The sequence below is a fragment of the Sphingopyxis lindanitolerans genome, from assembly GCF_002993885.1.
Taxonomy (GTDB): domain Bacteria; phylum Pseudomonadota; class Alphaproteobacteria; order Sphingomonadales; family Sphingomonadaceae; genus Sphingopyxis; species Sphingopyxis lindanitolerans.
Window position 1 is genome coordinate 2,488,272 of the sequence record NZ_CM009578.1, and the last position, 13,637, is coordinate 2,501,908.

General features: G+C 63.2%; 11 protein-coding genes and 2 pseudogenes. 5 read left to right on the forward strand and 8 right to left on the reverse strand.

The genetic code is table 11. The features are described 5' to 3' along the window. The first annotated feature begins 249 nt into the window (after positions 1–249). The 4 genes from CVO77_RS12020 (at position 250) to CVO77_RS12035 (ending at position 7,264) form a co-directional block, all read left to right on the forward strand. Positions 250–1,995, forward strand: coding sequence for an acetolactate synthase catalytic subunit (locus tag CVO77_RS12020; protein WP_105999268.1), 1,746 nt, complete (start codon positions 250–252; stop codon positions 1,993–1,995). Between the two features lie 5 nt (positions 1,996–2,000). Beyond that, the gene (locus CVO77_RS12025) at positions 2,001–3,515 is read left to right on the forward strand and encodes an NAD-dependent succinate-semialdehyde dehydrogenase (protein WP_106000802.1); all 1,515 of its coding nucleotides are present in this window, start codon (positions 2,001–2,003) and stop codon (positions 3,513–3,515) included. A 16-nt stretch (positions 3,516–3,531) separates the two neighbouring features. After that, positions 3,532–4,467 carry an alpha/beta hydrolase gene (locus CVO77_RS12030; protein WP_106000803.1) on the forward strand — a complete coding sequence of 312 codons (936 nt, stop codon included), beginning with the start codon at positions 3,532–3,534 and terminating at the stop codon, positions 4,465–4,467. 463 nt (positions 4,468–4,930) lie between these two features. After that, positions 4,931–7,264 (forward strand): TonB-dependent receptor, encoded by a 2,334-nt coding sequence (locus tag CVO77_RS12035; protein WP_105999269.1) that lies wholly within the window; start codon positions 4,931–4,933, stop codon positions 7,262–7,264. A gap of 133 nt (positions 7,265–7,397) precedes the next feature. On the opposite strand, the gene CVO77_RS12040 is transcribed toward CVO77_RS12035, so the two are convergent. From CVO77_RS12040 to CVO77_RS12050, 3 genes are read right to left on the reverse strand one after another with little or no spacing between them, the layout of a single operon-like run. Further along, positions 7,398–8,588, reverse strand: a complete 1,191-nt coding sequence (locus CVO77_RS12040) for an aromatic amino acid transaminase (protein WP_106000804.1) — start codon at positions 8,586–8,588, stop codon at positions 7,398–7,400. Positions 8,589–8,599: 11 nt separating this feature from the next. Beyond that, complete coding sequence (locus CVO77_RS12045; protein ID WP_158258057.1) at positions 8,600–9,625, reverse strand: YeiH family protein; 1,026 nt, start codon at positions 9,623–9,625, stop codon at positions 8,600–8,602. A gap of 4 nt (positions 9,626–9,629) precedes the next feature. Next, positions 9,630–9,851, reverse strand: coding sequence for a DUF6356 family protein (locus CVO77_RS12050; protein ID WP_105999271.1), 222 nt, complete (start codon positions 9,849–9,851; stop codon positions 9,630–9,632). A 105-nt stretch (positions 9,852–9,956) separates the two neighbouring features. Here CVO77_RS12050 and CVO77_RS12055 point away from each other — a divergent pair, with 105 nt between their 5' ends. Further along, on the forward strand, positions 9,957–10,421 hold the full coding sequence (locus tag CVO77_RS12055; protein ID WP_105999272.1) for an Lrp/AsnC family transcriptional regulator: 465 nt from the start codon (positions 9,957–9,959) through the stop codon (positions 10,419–10,421). 96 nt (positions 10,422–10,517) lie between these two features. Here the strand turns inward: CVO77_RS12055 and CVO77_RS21850 are convergent, their stop codons facing one another. The 5 genes and pseudogenes from CVO77_RS21850 to CVO77_RS21930 all read right to left on the reverse strand — a co-directional run. After that, positions 10,518–10,790 (reverse strand): hypothetical protein, encoded by a 273-nt coding sequence (locus tag CVO77_RS21850; RefSeq protein WP_420822546.1) that lies wholly within the window; start codon positions 10,788–10,790, stop codon positions 10,518–10,520. After that, positions 10,764–10,946: pseudogene (locus tag CVO77_RS12060) on the reverse strand (OB-fold nucleic acid binding domain-containing protein); the annotation flags it as partial. The pseudogene CVO77_RS12060 and the gene CVO77_RS21850, both read right to left, overlap by 27 nt. A gap of 667 nt (positions 10,947–11,613) precedes the next feature. After that, positions 11,614–12,621, reverse strand: coding sequence for a sigma-70 family RNA polymerase sigma factor (locus CVO77_RS12065; protein WP_158258058.1), 1,008 nt, complete (start codon positions 12,619–12,621; stop codon positions 11,614–11,616). Positions 12,622–12,630: 9 nt separating this feature from the next. Beyond that, on the reverse strand, positions 12,631–13,269 hold the full coding sequence (locus CVO77_RS12070; RefSeq protein ID WP_420822547.1) for a tyrosine-type recombinase/integrase: 639 nt from the start codon (positions 13,267–13,269) through the stop codon (positions 12,631–12,633). Beyond that, positions 13,267–13,497: pseudogene (locus tag CVO77_RS21930) on the reverse strand (phage integrase central domain-containing protein); the annotation flags it as partial. The pseudogene CVO77_RS21930 and the gene CVO77_RS12070, both read right to left, overlap by 3 nt. Positions 13,498–13,637: the final 140 nt, after the last annotated feature.

Consider the following 13,637-nt stretch of genomic DNA (forward strand, 5'->3'; position numbering starts at 1 on the left):
TCGCGCCGCAACGCGTCGGCGCGTTGCGACGGGTTTACAGCCATGGGAATCTATGTCAAATAGAGAACGAATTTCATATAATGAAAGTCGATGCGTTAGGGTTTCAAGACAAGGGCGGCGCCCGTCCAATGATCATCATGGTTCCAACGACTGCTTCGCGGCCCTGCGCGCGCGGCTGAGCCGGAGCTGGTCAGCATGGGGCGATCAGAGCCATGTCGCGAATCCCGCGCCGAGCGAAAGGGATGAGTGATGACCAAGAGTGTCTCGGATGTGATTGCAGCAGCGCTGGTTCGCCACGGCGTTGATTTCATTTTTGGCCAGAGCAACCCGACCGCGCTGATGCTCGCGGCGGAAGAGGCTGGCATTCGGCAGCTTCTCTACCGGACTGAAAACGCGGCCGGTGCGATGGCCGACGCCTATTCGCGGGTGTCGGGGCGGATCGGGGTAGTCGCTGCGCAAAATGGTCCCGCGGCGACACTGATGGTCGCGCCTATGGCCGAGGCGCTGACCGCGTCGATCCCGATGCTCGTTCTCGTGCAGGAAGTGCCGGCCGCCCAGCGCGATCGCAACGCCTTCCAGGAATTCGACCATTTCGCCCTGTTCGCCGGCGTCTCGAAATGGACCCGCCGCCTCGACGATCCCAACCGCGCCGCCGAATATATCGATCTGGCGATGATCGCGGCCAACAGCGGACGCCCGGGGCCGGTCGTGCTGCTGCTCGCCAAGGATATGCTGATGCAGCCGTGCACGCCGTCGCCCTTCGTCCGCACGCGCAACCTCGGCGGCTTTCCGCTCGACCGGCCGCGTCCCGAGGCGGCGGCGGTCGAGATGGCCGCGCAGCTCCTCGCCGAGGCGAAGGCTCCGGTGGTCATCGTCGGCGGCGGAGTTCATGGGTCGGGGGCAACCGACGAGGTCGCGCGCCTTGTCGACGTGGGTCAGCTCCCCGTCGCCACGACCTTCATGGGCAAGGGGGCGATCGACGAAACCGCTCCTCTTTCGCTCGGCGTCGCCGCGAATATCACCGGCGAAAATGGTCCGGCCGCCGCGCATCGGGCGATGTTCGAAAAGGCCGACGTCGTGCTCTTGATCGGAACCCGGACCAATGAAAACGGCACCGATGCCTGGACGCTGACCGCCCCCGGCGCGACCTATATTCATATCGATATCGCCGGCGAGGAAGTGGGCCGAACCTATGAGGCGGTGCGTCTCGTGGGCGACGCCCGCTCGGCCGTTTCCGATCTCGCCGATGCCCTGGCGCGATGCGACCTGACGCTCCGCCGCAGCCAGGCCCCGGCGCTTCGCGGGGCGATCCTGTCGGCGCGGGCAGCGCGTCTCGAAGCAATCCGCGCCGAGTGCGAGTCATCGAGCCGGCCGATCCTCCCGCAGCGGATGATGGCAGAGCTCGACCGGCTTATCTCGCCCGATGACATCGTGGTCGCCGACGCCAGCTACTCATCGGTCTGGGTCACCGGCTATCTGACCGCACGGCGCGCCGGGCAGCGCGTGATCACCCCGCGCGGCCTCGCAGGGCTCGGCTGGGGCCTGCCCTACGCGATCGGGGCGAAACTCGCGCGCCCCGAGGCCAGGGTCGTGGCTCTCGTCGGCGACGGCGGCTTTGCGCATGTCTGGGCGGAACTCGAGATGGCGGTGCGCGAGGACATCCCCCTCACGCTGATCGTTCTCAACAATTCGCAGCTCGCAATGCAGCGCCACGGCGAGAATCTGGGCTTCGGACGCAGCACGACGGGTATCGAGTTCATCGCCGTCGATCATGCCGCGGTTGCCCGGTCGGTCGGCGCGGTGGGGGTCCGGATCGACGATCCCGATGATTTTGGGCCGGCTCTGGCGGCCGCCATGGCGTCGGGCCAGGTCACGCTTCTCGACGTCATCTCGAGCGCGGACGCGTCGGGTCCTCTGCGGATTTTCGACGGCCAGGTCGAACGGCTTGCAACCCCCCCGACCACCAATCCGGCCCGGGAATTGCAGAGCGTTTGACCGCGATGGCAGACGGTCCCGATCACGCCGGGCGCCCGTTCGGAGCGGGGGAGCCATCGAAGCTGCTGATCGGCGGCCGATGGTGCTCGGGCTCCGACGGACGCCGCTTCACGGTCGAAGATCCGGCAACCGGAAGCGCGCGCGGCGAGGCTGTCGATGCCAGTCCCGCCGATGCGCTCGCCGCGCTCGATGCGGCGGTTGCGGCGCAGCTGGACTGGGCGCGCGCCGCGCCGCGCGAGCGAGCCGAAATCTTGCGCCGCGGGTTCGATCTCTTGACGGCGGACCGCGAGAGTTTTGCGTCGATCATCGCGCAGGAAACGGGCAAGCCGCCCAGCGAGGCGCGCGGCGAAGTCGCTTATGCCGCCGAGTTCCTTCGCTGGTTCTCGGAGGAAGCGGTTCGGATCCATGGCCGCTACCAGACGGCCCCGGACGGCAAACTTCGCCACTTGGTCAGCCGCAAGCCCGTTGGACCGTGCCTGCTGGTGACGCCGTGGAATTTCCCGCTCGCCATGGTGACGCGCAAGGTCGCGCCCGCCTTGGCGGCAGGTTGCACTATGGTCGTGAAGCCGTCTGAACTTACGCCGGCGACCGCGGCCCGTTTCGCTGCCTTGATGATCAAGGCAGGCCTGCCCGCCGGTGTCCTGAACCTTGTACCGACGATGCGGGCCGAAGCTGCGATCAGCGGGCTGCTCGCCGATCCGCGGCTGCGAAAATTGTCGTTTACCGGGTCGACCCGCGTCGGCCGCCTCCTGCTGGCGGCGACGGCTGCCAACGTCCAGCGCAGCTCGCTCGAGCTTGGCGGCAATGCGCCGTTTCTCGTGTTCGCGGATGCCGATCTCGATGCGGCGATCGAAGGGGCGATGCAGGCGAAGCTGCGCAATGCGGGGCAGGCCTGTACGGCCGCAAACCGCTTTTTGGTGCATGAGGCGATTGCCGACGAATTTTTATCGCGCCTTGGCCGTGCCTTCGAGGCCGTCACCTTTGGAGATCGCGAGGGCGCGATCGGCCCCCTGATCAACCGGAACGCGCGCGATCATGTTCATGCGCTGGTGAGTGACGCGCTCGCGCGAGGCGCGCGCCTCGTCACCGGCGGCTCGCTGCCGGAAGGTCGCGGCTATTTTTATCCGCCGACTTTGCTCGCCGACGTCGCGCCCGGCTCGCGGCTCCTCGAAGAGGAGATTTTTGGCCCCGTCGCGCCGGTTCAGCGTTTTGCGTGCGACGCCGAAGCGATCAGCGCCGCCAATTCGACGCCCTACGGGCTTGCCGCTTATGCCTATACCGCCGATGTCGACCGCGCACTTCGCCTGCAAGACGAGCTTGATGCCGGAATGCTCGGGATCAACAGCGGGCTTGTCTCGGATCCCGCCGCGCCGTTTGGCGGCGTAAAGCATTCGGGCCTCGGCCGGGAAGGCGGAACCGAGGGCATCGAGGAATATCTGTCGATCCACTACGCCGCCATCGGTCGTGGTAACCAGCGGTCCCGGGACGCCGTCCTAGACCCCGCGACCGCCGCCGCCTGACCCAAGGAGAAAAATGATGCCGCTGAACGATGCCATGCGCGAACGTCTCGAGGGATGGAAAGAGGTCGCCATGGCGCTCGCCCCCTTGCTGCTCGGTGAAGAGCTAGCCGAAACGCCCGAGGTGCTGCGCGCGCGCTACAATCAGGAGTTGGCCCGCAACCTTCCGCCCGCCGATGTTTCGGTGTCGCAGGTCGATATGGGGGGCGTTCCCGGCGCTCTCGTCACCCCGTCGGAGCCGCGCGAGGGGAGGGTGATGCTCTATATTCATGGCGGCGGCTACTTCAGCGGTGGCTCGGCCGGGTATCACGGCATCGCCGGTCATTTTGCCAAGCTGCTGGGTGCGAAAGTGTATGTTCCCGATTATCGGCTCGCGCCCGAGCATCTCTTTCCGGCGCCGCTCGATGACGTGAGCAATGCCTATGCCTGGCTGGCGGCGGACAAGGCGCGCGACGACCGGATCGTGCTCGCGGGAGATTCGGCGGGCGGTGCGATGGTGGTATCGGCGATGGTGCGGGCGCGGAACGCCGGCTTGCCCATGCCGGCGGCCGGCCTGGCGATCTCGCCCTGGGCCAACCTCGAGATGACCGGAGCGAGCTACACGACCCGGGACGGCGTCGACCCGCTTTGCTCGCGCGAAATATTGCTCTTGATGGCGCGGGCGATATTGGGGGCGACGCGGCCGAACGACCCGGACGTGTCGCCCGTGTTCGCGGATGTGCGCGGATTGCCGCCAATTCTTGTCCAGATCGGCGAAAGCGAGGTCATGCTCAGCGACGCAATCCGGCTGGCGACCCACTTGGCCGACAGCCGGGTACGGACCTCGCTAGAGATATGGCCCGACATGTTCCACGTCTGGCCGATGTTCACCGACGTAATTCCCGAGGCGAGGGACGCGCTGGAAAGCGCCGTATCCTTTCTGGATCGCAACCTGCGTCAATCTGCCCACGAGTGATCATAAAGTATATTGCCGTATCGAGGCATGCCGGAGGAAGGTCGGTGCTCAGAGGACCTGCGCCCGACCCGATTTCCTCGGGGAGCCGTGCTTTTGTAACGGCCATGCCAAGATGCGCGATCCCCCCATCGAAACGATGCGAGGGGAGGGCTCCAGCGTCGCGCGGGCATGCTTCGTTGCACTGGTGTCGCAATTTGTAGCGCTGAATTCGCTACAGTGTTGCCGTGTGAGAGCCAGCTTAAAAAACATAATATAAAACAGATATTTAGGACCCGAATCTGCGCGGCTTAAGCCCTTAGGGTAGCGGCGTAATGTATTTCGTTATTTACAAATGATGCAAATAACGAAATACATTACGCCATAATAGAATGCGGAAAAGGCGCGGCCCCTCACTCAGTGGCGGGGCGACGTTCCTGCCAGACCGCACCGGCAATGAGACGTTCGATTCTCAAGGGGAGGATATATGACCGAATATAATGTGAGCCGCGGCGCGCTCGTTGCAGCGCTGCTCCTGGCGCCGGCAGTGCAAGCTGCCGCGCAGGACGGCGTGACGGCTCCGGCCGAAACCGCCAGCGACAACCAGATCGGCGAGATCATCGTCACGGCGCAGAAGCGCGGCGAAAATGTCCAGAAGGTTCCGATCGCGATTACCGCACTTAGCGGCGATACCTTGGCGCAGGACGGTGTCGTGACCACGCTCGATCTGACGCAGGCGGTGCCCGGGCTCCAGATCAACAATCTCTTTCAGTCGTCGAACCCGACGATTTTCCTGCGTGGCGTCGGCGTGAACGACTTCAACCCCGCCTCTTCCGGCGCGGTCGGGGTGACCGTCGACGACGTATTTCTGAATTCGGGTGTCGGCCAGCTCTTTGCGGTATTCGACATCGATCGCGTCGAGGTGCTGAAGGGGCCGCAAGGCACCCTCTACGGCCGCAATACGACCGGCGGTGTGATTAACTATGCGACGAAGCGCCCGAGCTTTTCGCCGGACTTCTCCGCTTCTGTGACAGCAGGGCGCTTCAATCAGCTCTTTTTCGATGCCGCGGGCGGCGGCGCGTTGATCGAAGACAAGCTGGCGGCCCGCGCGTCGATGACGATCAAGCGCCGCGACGGCTGGGCGGTTAATCTCCAGGATGGCCGCGACATCAACGATCTCGAGACTTATGCCGGACGTCTGCAATTTCTGCTCACCCCGAGCAGCGATATCGAAATCCACAACAAGATCGAAGGCGGCGTCACCAAGTCGTCGGCGCTCGGGCATCAGTCGCTCGGCGTCTTCAACGCCACCGAGAATCGGCCGTGCACCGGCGCGGAAATCATTGCGCGAACGATCTGCGTCAATCCGATCACCGGCTATCAGGCCAATGCCGACATCGACGAATTCAACACCAATGTGCTTAATAACAGCGAAAAGCTGACCAATTTTGCGGATCGGCTGCTGGTCAGCATCGATACCGGCAACATCAACATCACCTCGGTGACGGCTTTCGTTTACAACAAGCGCGAGCTCAATCAGGATGTCGACTATTCGCCGTTCGCGATCGCCGAGTTGCCGCTGTGGACCGAGAAATCGGAACAGGTCAGCCAGGAATTGCGTATCTCATCGAACGGGAGCGGACCGCTCAAATGGATCGTCGGCGCCTATTATCTGCAGGAACGCCTGTCGAGCCTCGTGAACTTCACGCTGCTGCGCGAGTTCAACCCCGATCCGACGCAGCCCTTTTTCGATCCGGCCTCGTCGATTATGACGGTCGAGCGCGATTTCACCCAGCGCACGACGAGCAAGGCCGTGTTTGCCCAGCTCGACTATGAGCTCACCGATAGCCTCACCGCGACGGCCGGTATCCGCTATACCGACGACCGCAAGAAGCTGAGCTTCATCACTTATGCGGGCCCGGTGAACCCGGACAGCAATTCGCAGGCGCGTTTGCAGGACCGGCTTCTCGGGTTCATCGACTCCAATCCCGGCAATGGGGCGATCGACCTGCCGTCGCGCACCGTGACGACCCTGAAAAAGCCGACCTGGCGTCTCGCGCTGGCCTATCAGGCGGCGCCTACCGTCAACGCCTATGCCAGCTATTCTCGCGGCGTTCGCTCGGGCGGCTACAACACCGGCGCACTGTTCAGCGGGGTAGAGTTCAACGAGGTTAATTCGGAGTCCATTGACGCGTTCGAGGTCGGCTTGAAAAGCGACCTGCTTGATCGGCGGTTGCGCCTGAACCTCGCCGCCTTCTATTACGACTATCGCAATCTGCAGGTCTTCAGTCTCGAGCCCGATCCCAATGGCGCCGCGCCGATCCAGCGGCTTCAGAATGCCGACGCCGAGATCTACGGAGCCGAGGTTGATATTCAGGCACGGCCGATATCGGGTCTCGATATCCAGCTAGGCGCCGCTTATGTTCATGCGACCTATTCCGACTTCGTCGATCCCATTCGCGGCGACTTCCGGGGCAACAATCTCGACAAGGCGCCGCGACTCCAGATGACCGGGCGCGCGACTTACAGCTACGACATTGGCGATGATTGGACCGGTCGGATCGGTGCCGATTTCTCCTATCAATCGAAGGTGTTTTTCAGCGCCGTCAACGCCGAGCCGATGGCGTCGGGGCGACATGGGGAAATCAATCTCAACGCGGGCTTTGCCCATCGCGATGGGATCGATCTCTCGCTGTTCGTGCGCAACGTCGGGAACAAGCGTTACCGCGCCGACATGAACGACCTTTCGAGCCTCGGCTTCTATTTTCCCATCTATAACGAGCCGCGGACCTATGGCGTGACGGTCCGCTACGCGATGTAGGTGGCTTGAGCCTGTCCTCTCTCCTGGAGGCCGGTCTTGCGACCGGCCCTTTTTTTTAGCAGCCTAAGGCAGAGGCGCGACCTTGGCCGGCGCTGATAAGATATTCTTTCAGACCGGACGGCACGACAGCGCCTTACGCCACCTCTTGCGCTACAGATACGGTGCGAACGGCTGCGAGGAATCGGTCGATATTATGGTCGTTGAGGCCCGCGATATTGATGCGGCCGCTGGGATCCATGTAGATGGCATGGTGCTCGCGCATCGCCTCGATCGCCATTGGCGACAATGTCAGCATCGCGAACAGGCCTTCCTGCGCGGCAATCCGATCCGCGCCCGGATAACCCGAGCCGGCAAGCAGGGCGCGGACACCCGCCAGCCGCTTCCGCATCGCGTGAAGCTCGGCGCGCCACGCGGAAGATAAGTCGGCATCGGACAGGATCGTTCGCACGATCGCCGCGCCATGGTCGGGCGGGTTCGACCACAAGGTTCGCGCGAGGCTTTCGGCGGTCTGGCGGCACGCATCGGCCGATGCGGTCGATGTAGCGCGAACGGCGAGCATGCCGGTGCGTTCGCTGTAAAGGCCAAAGCTCTTCGAGCAGGAAATGGCGATGATCGCCTCGGGCAGAACTTCGATCAGCTGGCGTGTGGCCTGGGCGTCAGCGGTCATACCGCTGGCCATGCCCGCATAGGCCAGATCGATGATCGGTACGACCCGGGCCGCGAGAAGCGCGGCGGCGAGCGCGCCCCACTGCTGCGGGCTGAGGACTGCGCCGGTCGGATTGTGACAACAGCCGTGAAGCAGGAACAGGTCGCCGGGGCGGGCGTCTGCCACGGCCGCCAGCAGGGCGCCGAAATCCACCACGCCCGACGCCGGATCATAATGGCGATAGGTGACGCAGCGCAGGCCCACGCGCTCGGCGGTCGGAATATGGTTGGGCCAGGTAGGGGTGCCGACGATGAGCCTCGCCGACGGGAAACGCAGCGCGGCCAGTTCCAGGCCGAGGCGATACGCGCCGGTACCGCCCGGCGTTTGCACCAGCGCCATTTGGCGCTCTGCGAGGGCACCAAGTTCGGGAAAGAGGGTGTTTGCGAGGAGGTCGCAGAACAAGGCGTCGCCGCCGGGGCCGACATAGCCTTTCCCGGTCTGGGTTTCGAGCAGCCGCCGCTCGGACTCCTTCACCGCCGCCATCACCTCGATGCGGCCCTCGCCATTGCGATAGGTACCGACCCCAAGGTCGATTTTCGCCTCGCGGTTATCGGCGCGGAACAGGCGCCCGACTTCCATCAGGCTATCGGCAGGGGGAGGGGAGAGGTTCTCGAACATGGCGAGCGCTTTCAAAAGTCGAGGAAGAGAATGCAGCCGATCGCGTAAGCCGCGAGGAGGAGGGTCTGCGCGAGCATCGCGGCGGGCGGCCGCCACCCGTCGGCCAGGATCTGGCGCGGCGAGGTCTTGAGACCGAGGGCCGCGGTCGCGGCGACCAGGCAGAAGGTCGCCCCCTGCGAGAGGGTATCGCGCAGCGGCGCGGAGAGGAGCCCAAGGTTGGCGGCTGCCGCGACAAGCGCGAAGCCGACGAGGAAAAAGGGAACAGCAGGGGGAGACGCGCCGCGGTGCGATGCTGCCGCGTACCGCGCCCCGATCATCGCGATGGCCGCAACGACGGGCGCAAGACAGGCGACGCGAACAAGCTTGGTTGCGATGGCGGCCGTCGCGGTCTCGGCCGAAATCATCGCGCCAGCGCCCGCGACCTGGGTCACATCATGAATGGCGGTGCCGAAGAAAATGCCGGCGGCGAGCGGGTCGAACCCCAGGAGGTGCCCCACGAGCGGATAGAGGAGCATCGCGGCGGTGCTCAGCGCGGTGACCAGCGCGACGGTGGTCGCGGTCTGCCGCTCCTGCGCTTCGCCGTTCGGCAGCACGGTCGAAATGGCGAGCGCCGCCGAGGCGCCGCAAATGCCGACCGCGCCGGCAGAAAGCACCGACCGCGCGCGCGGAAGCCCGAAAGCCATCGCCACGAGCGTGCCCGCGCTCAGCATCAGGCAGACGCCGCCCGCCGCGACTGCGACCGCCGTTATCCCGAGCTCCGCTATTTGTTCGACCGAGAAGCGGACCCCGATCAGGGCGATCCCGATCCGCAGGATGGTCCGGACCGTGAAATCGGCCCCTGGCAAAAACCAGGCGACGTCGAAGCGGTGCGCGACCATCATTCCCGCGATCAGCGCGATGAGCACGGCGGGCACGGCCGGCATTGCGAGCGCGAGCAGCATCGACAGACCGGCAAGCGCCGCGCAGACGGCGATCCCCGGCACCGCGCGTGCGCGTCCGAACGCCGCGCGCTGCCAGCTTATGCGAGAGGCGCGCATCGGCCTAGGGGTGGCGGGTGGTGGTACGATTGACGACCATGCGATCATGAAGCCGAGCGATGATGCCGCTCCCCGTTCTTTGGCACATCGAGGGGATGAGCGCGTGGACAAGACAGGCGGCCGCGCCGACGAACATCGCTGCGGAAAAGGCCAGGGCATGGCGAAAATGCTCGCCATAGCTCTCACCGACCGAGGCGGGATGGGCGATAAACAGGCGCTTGATCACAACAGTCTCCTTCGCCTTGCTTCTAGCGCTGCGATGCCAGAATTTTTTTCCAATGATTCTGAAAGTTTGATATATTGGAGTAAAGTTTTGCGAGATTATGTGGACATGGAGAATATTTTGCTCGATCTTATCGACAGGAAGATATTGCGGTCCCTGCAGGCCGATTCGTCGCGATCGCTGGGCGACATCGCTGGCGAGGTAGGCCTGTCTTCCAGCCCCTGCTGGAAGCGCATCAAGCGGCTCGAAGCCGAGGGCTATATCGTCGAGCGCGTGACCATACTCGATCGCGAGCGGCTGGACCTTGGCGTCACGGTCTTCGCCGCGGTCAAGACCAACCAGCATCACGAGACCTGGCTGGACGATTTTGCCGAAGCCGTCTCTTCGATCCCCGAGGTGGTCGAATTCTACCGGATGAGCGGGGACGTCGACTATCTGCTCAAGATCGTCTGCAAGGATATAGCCGACTATGACCGCATCTACCGGTCGCTGATCAAGCGCACCGCGATCTACGACGTCAGCTCCTCCTTTGCGATGGAGCAGATCAAATGCACGACGCAGTTGCCGATTTGAGGACCGGCGGCCGGGAGCCGTTCGACCCATATTTTGTCCGGGGGCGAAACCTCACGCAACCGTATCTAGGGCACCGCCTATACCTCGCAGCGCGCGCTAGGAGCGGGATCGTGCCTGCGAGGGCAGGTTTCCGGCGGCCCCGCGCGACGCTAACAGCCCTTCGAGTAGCGCCGGCAGGCTGGACGCGACCTTTTTCGAGGCCTGCTGGGGGTCGTCCGCATTCGCAACCCACATCGAGGCACCGAGCGCCGCCGAACTCACCATCCGGGCAAGCGCATCCGCATCGAGGCCGGCCTTGCGAATCACGCCTTGCTCCATGAGGCTCTCGATCTGACGCTTCGTATTGATGACCTCACCCTCCTTTTGCAGCCGCCCGCGGATCGCGATCATCGATGCCGCCATGACCTGCCTCCGGTAGATTTCGGAGCGATCGGGCCAGGGGATCGCATTGGCGACACCGGTCTCGTCCTCGATGGTGACGAACAGCACGCCCTTGGACTAGCCCGGGCGCTGGCGGACGAGGATGGGCTATCTAGTAAGCTCTTGGATCGAATGACTGCCTCAAAGCCTGCAAAGCATTCGAAAATTTTGCCTGATCGGCTGAGCAGCGCAAACGGTCGATCGGAATGCAGCGCTTCAAGCCGAACAAGTTCATTGGAGAGCTTTCCCTCCGATAGCACCCGACCGGCGCGCATATAATTCACCAGATGCTGGATAATCCGTTCGTGCGCGTCGTGGTGCCGTCCTTCAGGCGGACCATGCGATTCTGAGAAATAGGATCCGAAGTAGATTTCATGCCCTTTGGTCTGAAACAGCTTGGCGCCTTTGACATATCGATGGGGGGTGCGCCGGAGCCAGTCCATAAACTCGGCCATGTGAGGATCGCCGTCGACCAGCAGCGTGCGGTCGTCGATTATCGCACCAACCGCTGCCCGCCGCGCTCTGCCTACGCGCGGATTGATAATGGAAGACGCGCTCCTCGTACAAAGCGATAGTACGGCCATCCACCGGGAACGTGCAGTTCATTACTGCCTCGCCGGTATTGAGATCAGCAAGCTTCAAAGCCGAAGATGCCGAGCCCATGACATCGCTCACTACCTGTCTGAAGGGTATGAACGGCAGCTCTAAGGCATCGGTTTTGCGGCCGGCTGTGACTGGGATCAGGCGCAAAGCGGTCAGGAAAGTAGCCCGACTATTCCAGTCGCGCGGCGGCCCGCCGACATCGGGCCAATGCTCGCATCATATGGTACTCTACGCCCTTCTCGCCGACGCCAAGTTGCTCCGCGATTTCCCGATAGGACATGCCCTTTAGGCGATGCATGAGAAATATGCGTCGGGTTCTCAACGGCAAGGCAAGGAGCGCCCGACGGTAGGCTGCTCGAAGTTCCCGCGCTTCGATCCCCCATTCCTGGCGCGGGTGGATTGGAGCATCGCGCGCTTCGTCTAGCGGATAGAGCATGCACTTCTTCCGACGCCAAGTCCGCGCTCGGTTGATCAGAAGATTTTGGGCTGTCCGCGTTAGGTAACCTTGCGGATTTTCCAACCGTTCGAATGCCCCGCTTCGCAACACGCAGGTACGATTCGGTTCCGCCTTGGCGTCAGCGATCAGTTTGTCGACGTCCACTTCCAGAAACAGTTCGCGCGCGAACCAGAGGCCCACCGGTCCGAAGAGCGCGCTGCGGATGGTGTCGCCCTTAGCCACATGGGCGGCACGAAGCTTGCCGAAGAAATAGCGATGATCGATGTAGCGACGTTGGCCATTGCGAGCGAAGTAAAAGGCGCGCGCCGTCGATTCGCGTTGGAGAATGACGAACAGGCGTTCGAGATTCCGCACGGCCGGGTCTTCCACGTCCGCGTATGCGGGCTCCTGAGGTGCGGTAGCTTTCATCCCGCCATACTGAAACACGCGCCACGATGCGGCGACGGCCAGCATTGAACCGAAGCATCCCAATCCGATCAGCGTGACGATTTCGGCCCCAGGCGTTTCACTCCAAGTGAGCGCGATCCCAGAAAGCAGTGTAGCGACGGTTGCTGAAGCGGTCGCCGTGAACGAGGTTGATAACAGCCAATATCGCTTCTGGATGACGCGCCAAGCTTCCGCCGTGATACGGTCGAGCTCGGCAAGTCCCGCTTGGTCATCCGTGCTGATGAATCGAGCCGCGACGACGCGGAGCGGCAATACTTCCTTCCGGTCGTCCACCATCTTCTCCTAGCGAGGGAAGTCTACATTGCCTCCATCACGGAGCTGACACAAATAATCACTCCACCACTGGGCCATCTCGACCCGTTCCGCCCAATAGGCTGACTGGTTATATATGCGCCGGATGCTCCCCGCGACCATGTGAGCGAGGGCGCGTTCGATGGCATCGGGATTCCATTTGCCCGACTCGTTGAGCAACGAGGAGGCGGAGGTCCGGAATCCATGAGCCGTCATTTGCTCCTTGGAATAGCCAAGACGGCGAAGCGCTGCGTTGATCGTATTGTCGCTGATCGGCCGCGCCCGTGTTCGTACCGAGGGGAACACATATTTGCCGTTACCAGAAAGCCCACGCATACCTTCCAGAATCGCGAGTGCTTGGCGCGACAATGGCACCGCATGCGGTTGGCGCATTTTCATCTTGGCTGCGGGCAGCGTCCAGACTGCCTTCGCGAAGTCGATTTCTGTCCATTCTATCTGGCGCAGTTCGCCGGGCCTCTGAAAGACATGCGGGGTCAGTTTGAGCGCATGCATCACCGCTGGATCACCCACATATCCCTCAATCGCACGGAGTAGGGCGCCAAACTCACGCGGATCAGTGATCGCCGCGAAATGCTTTACGGTCGGTTGTATGAGCGCTCCAAGCAACATCTGTGCGGGATCGCGTTCGGCTCGCGCAGTAGCGGCGGCGTAGCGGAAAACGCGGCTCGCGAAAGCCCGGACCTGCTTGGCCGTCTCTAAACGCCCGCGCCTTTCCTGCTTTTTCAATTCGTGGAGTAGTTCCGCAGGCGTGATGTCGGCCACCGGCCGCCGCCCGAACTCCGCGCCGAGCAAACGCAAAAGCCAGCGATGCTTTTCGAGTGTTGCGGCTGCGACACCTTCCTTCTCGCGCTGTCAATCGGCGTGCAAACGGGACCCCCTATCGGCGCGCAAAAGGGACCCCCTTTTCAAGATGGCGCAAGGTTGATCGGACACGCGCCTTTGCGCTGCGCGCGGCGTAGGGAGGGCGGAGCCCGACC

What these genes read in the sequence shown, in the direction of transcription:
- CVO77_RS12020 (WP_105999268.1), top strand. Translation starts at nt 250, where the DNA reads ATGACCAAGAGTGTCTCGGATGTGATTGCAGCAGCGCTGGTTCGCCAC.
- CVO77_RS12025 (WP_106000802.1), top strand. Translation starts at nt 2,001, where the DNA reads ATGGCAGACGGTCCCGATCACGCCGGGCGCCCGTTCGGAGCGGGGGAG.
- CVO77_RS12030 (WP_106000803.1), top strand. Translation starts at nt 3,532, where the DNA reads ATGCCGCTGAACGATGCCATGCGCGAACGTCTCGAGGGATGGAAAGAG.
- CVO77_RS12035 (WP_105999269.1), top strand. Translation starts at nt 4,931, where the DNA reads ATGACCGAATATAATGTGAGCCGCGGCGCGCTCGTTGCAGCGCTGCTC.
- CVO77_RS12040 (WP_106000804.1), bottom strand. Translation starts at nt 8,588, where the DNA reads ATGTTCGAGAACCTCTCCCCTCCCCCTGCCGATAGCCTGATGGAAGTC.
- CVO77_RS12045 (WP_158258057.1), bottom strand. Translation starts at nt 9,625, where the DNA reads ATGCGCGCCTCTCGCATAAGCTGGCAGCGCGCGGCGTTCGGACGCGCA.
- CVO77_RS12055 (WP_105999272.1), top strand. Translation starts at nt 9,957, where the DNA reads ATGGAGAATATTTTGCTCGATCTTATCGACAGGAAGATATTGCGGTCC.
- CVO77_RS12070 (WP_420822547.1), bottom strand. Translation starts at nt 13,269, where the DNA reads ATGTTGCTTGGAGCGCTCATACAACCGACCGTAAAGCATTTCGCGGCG.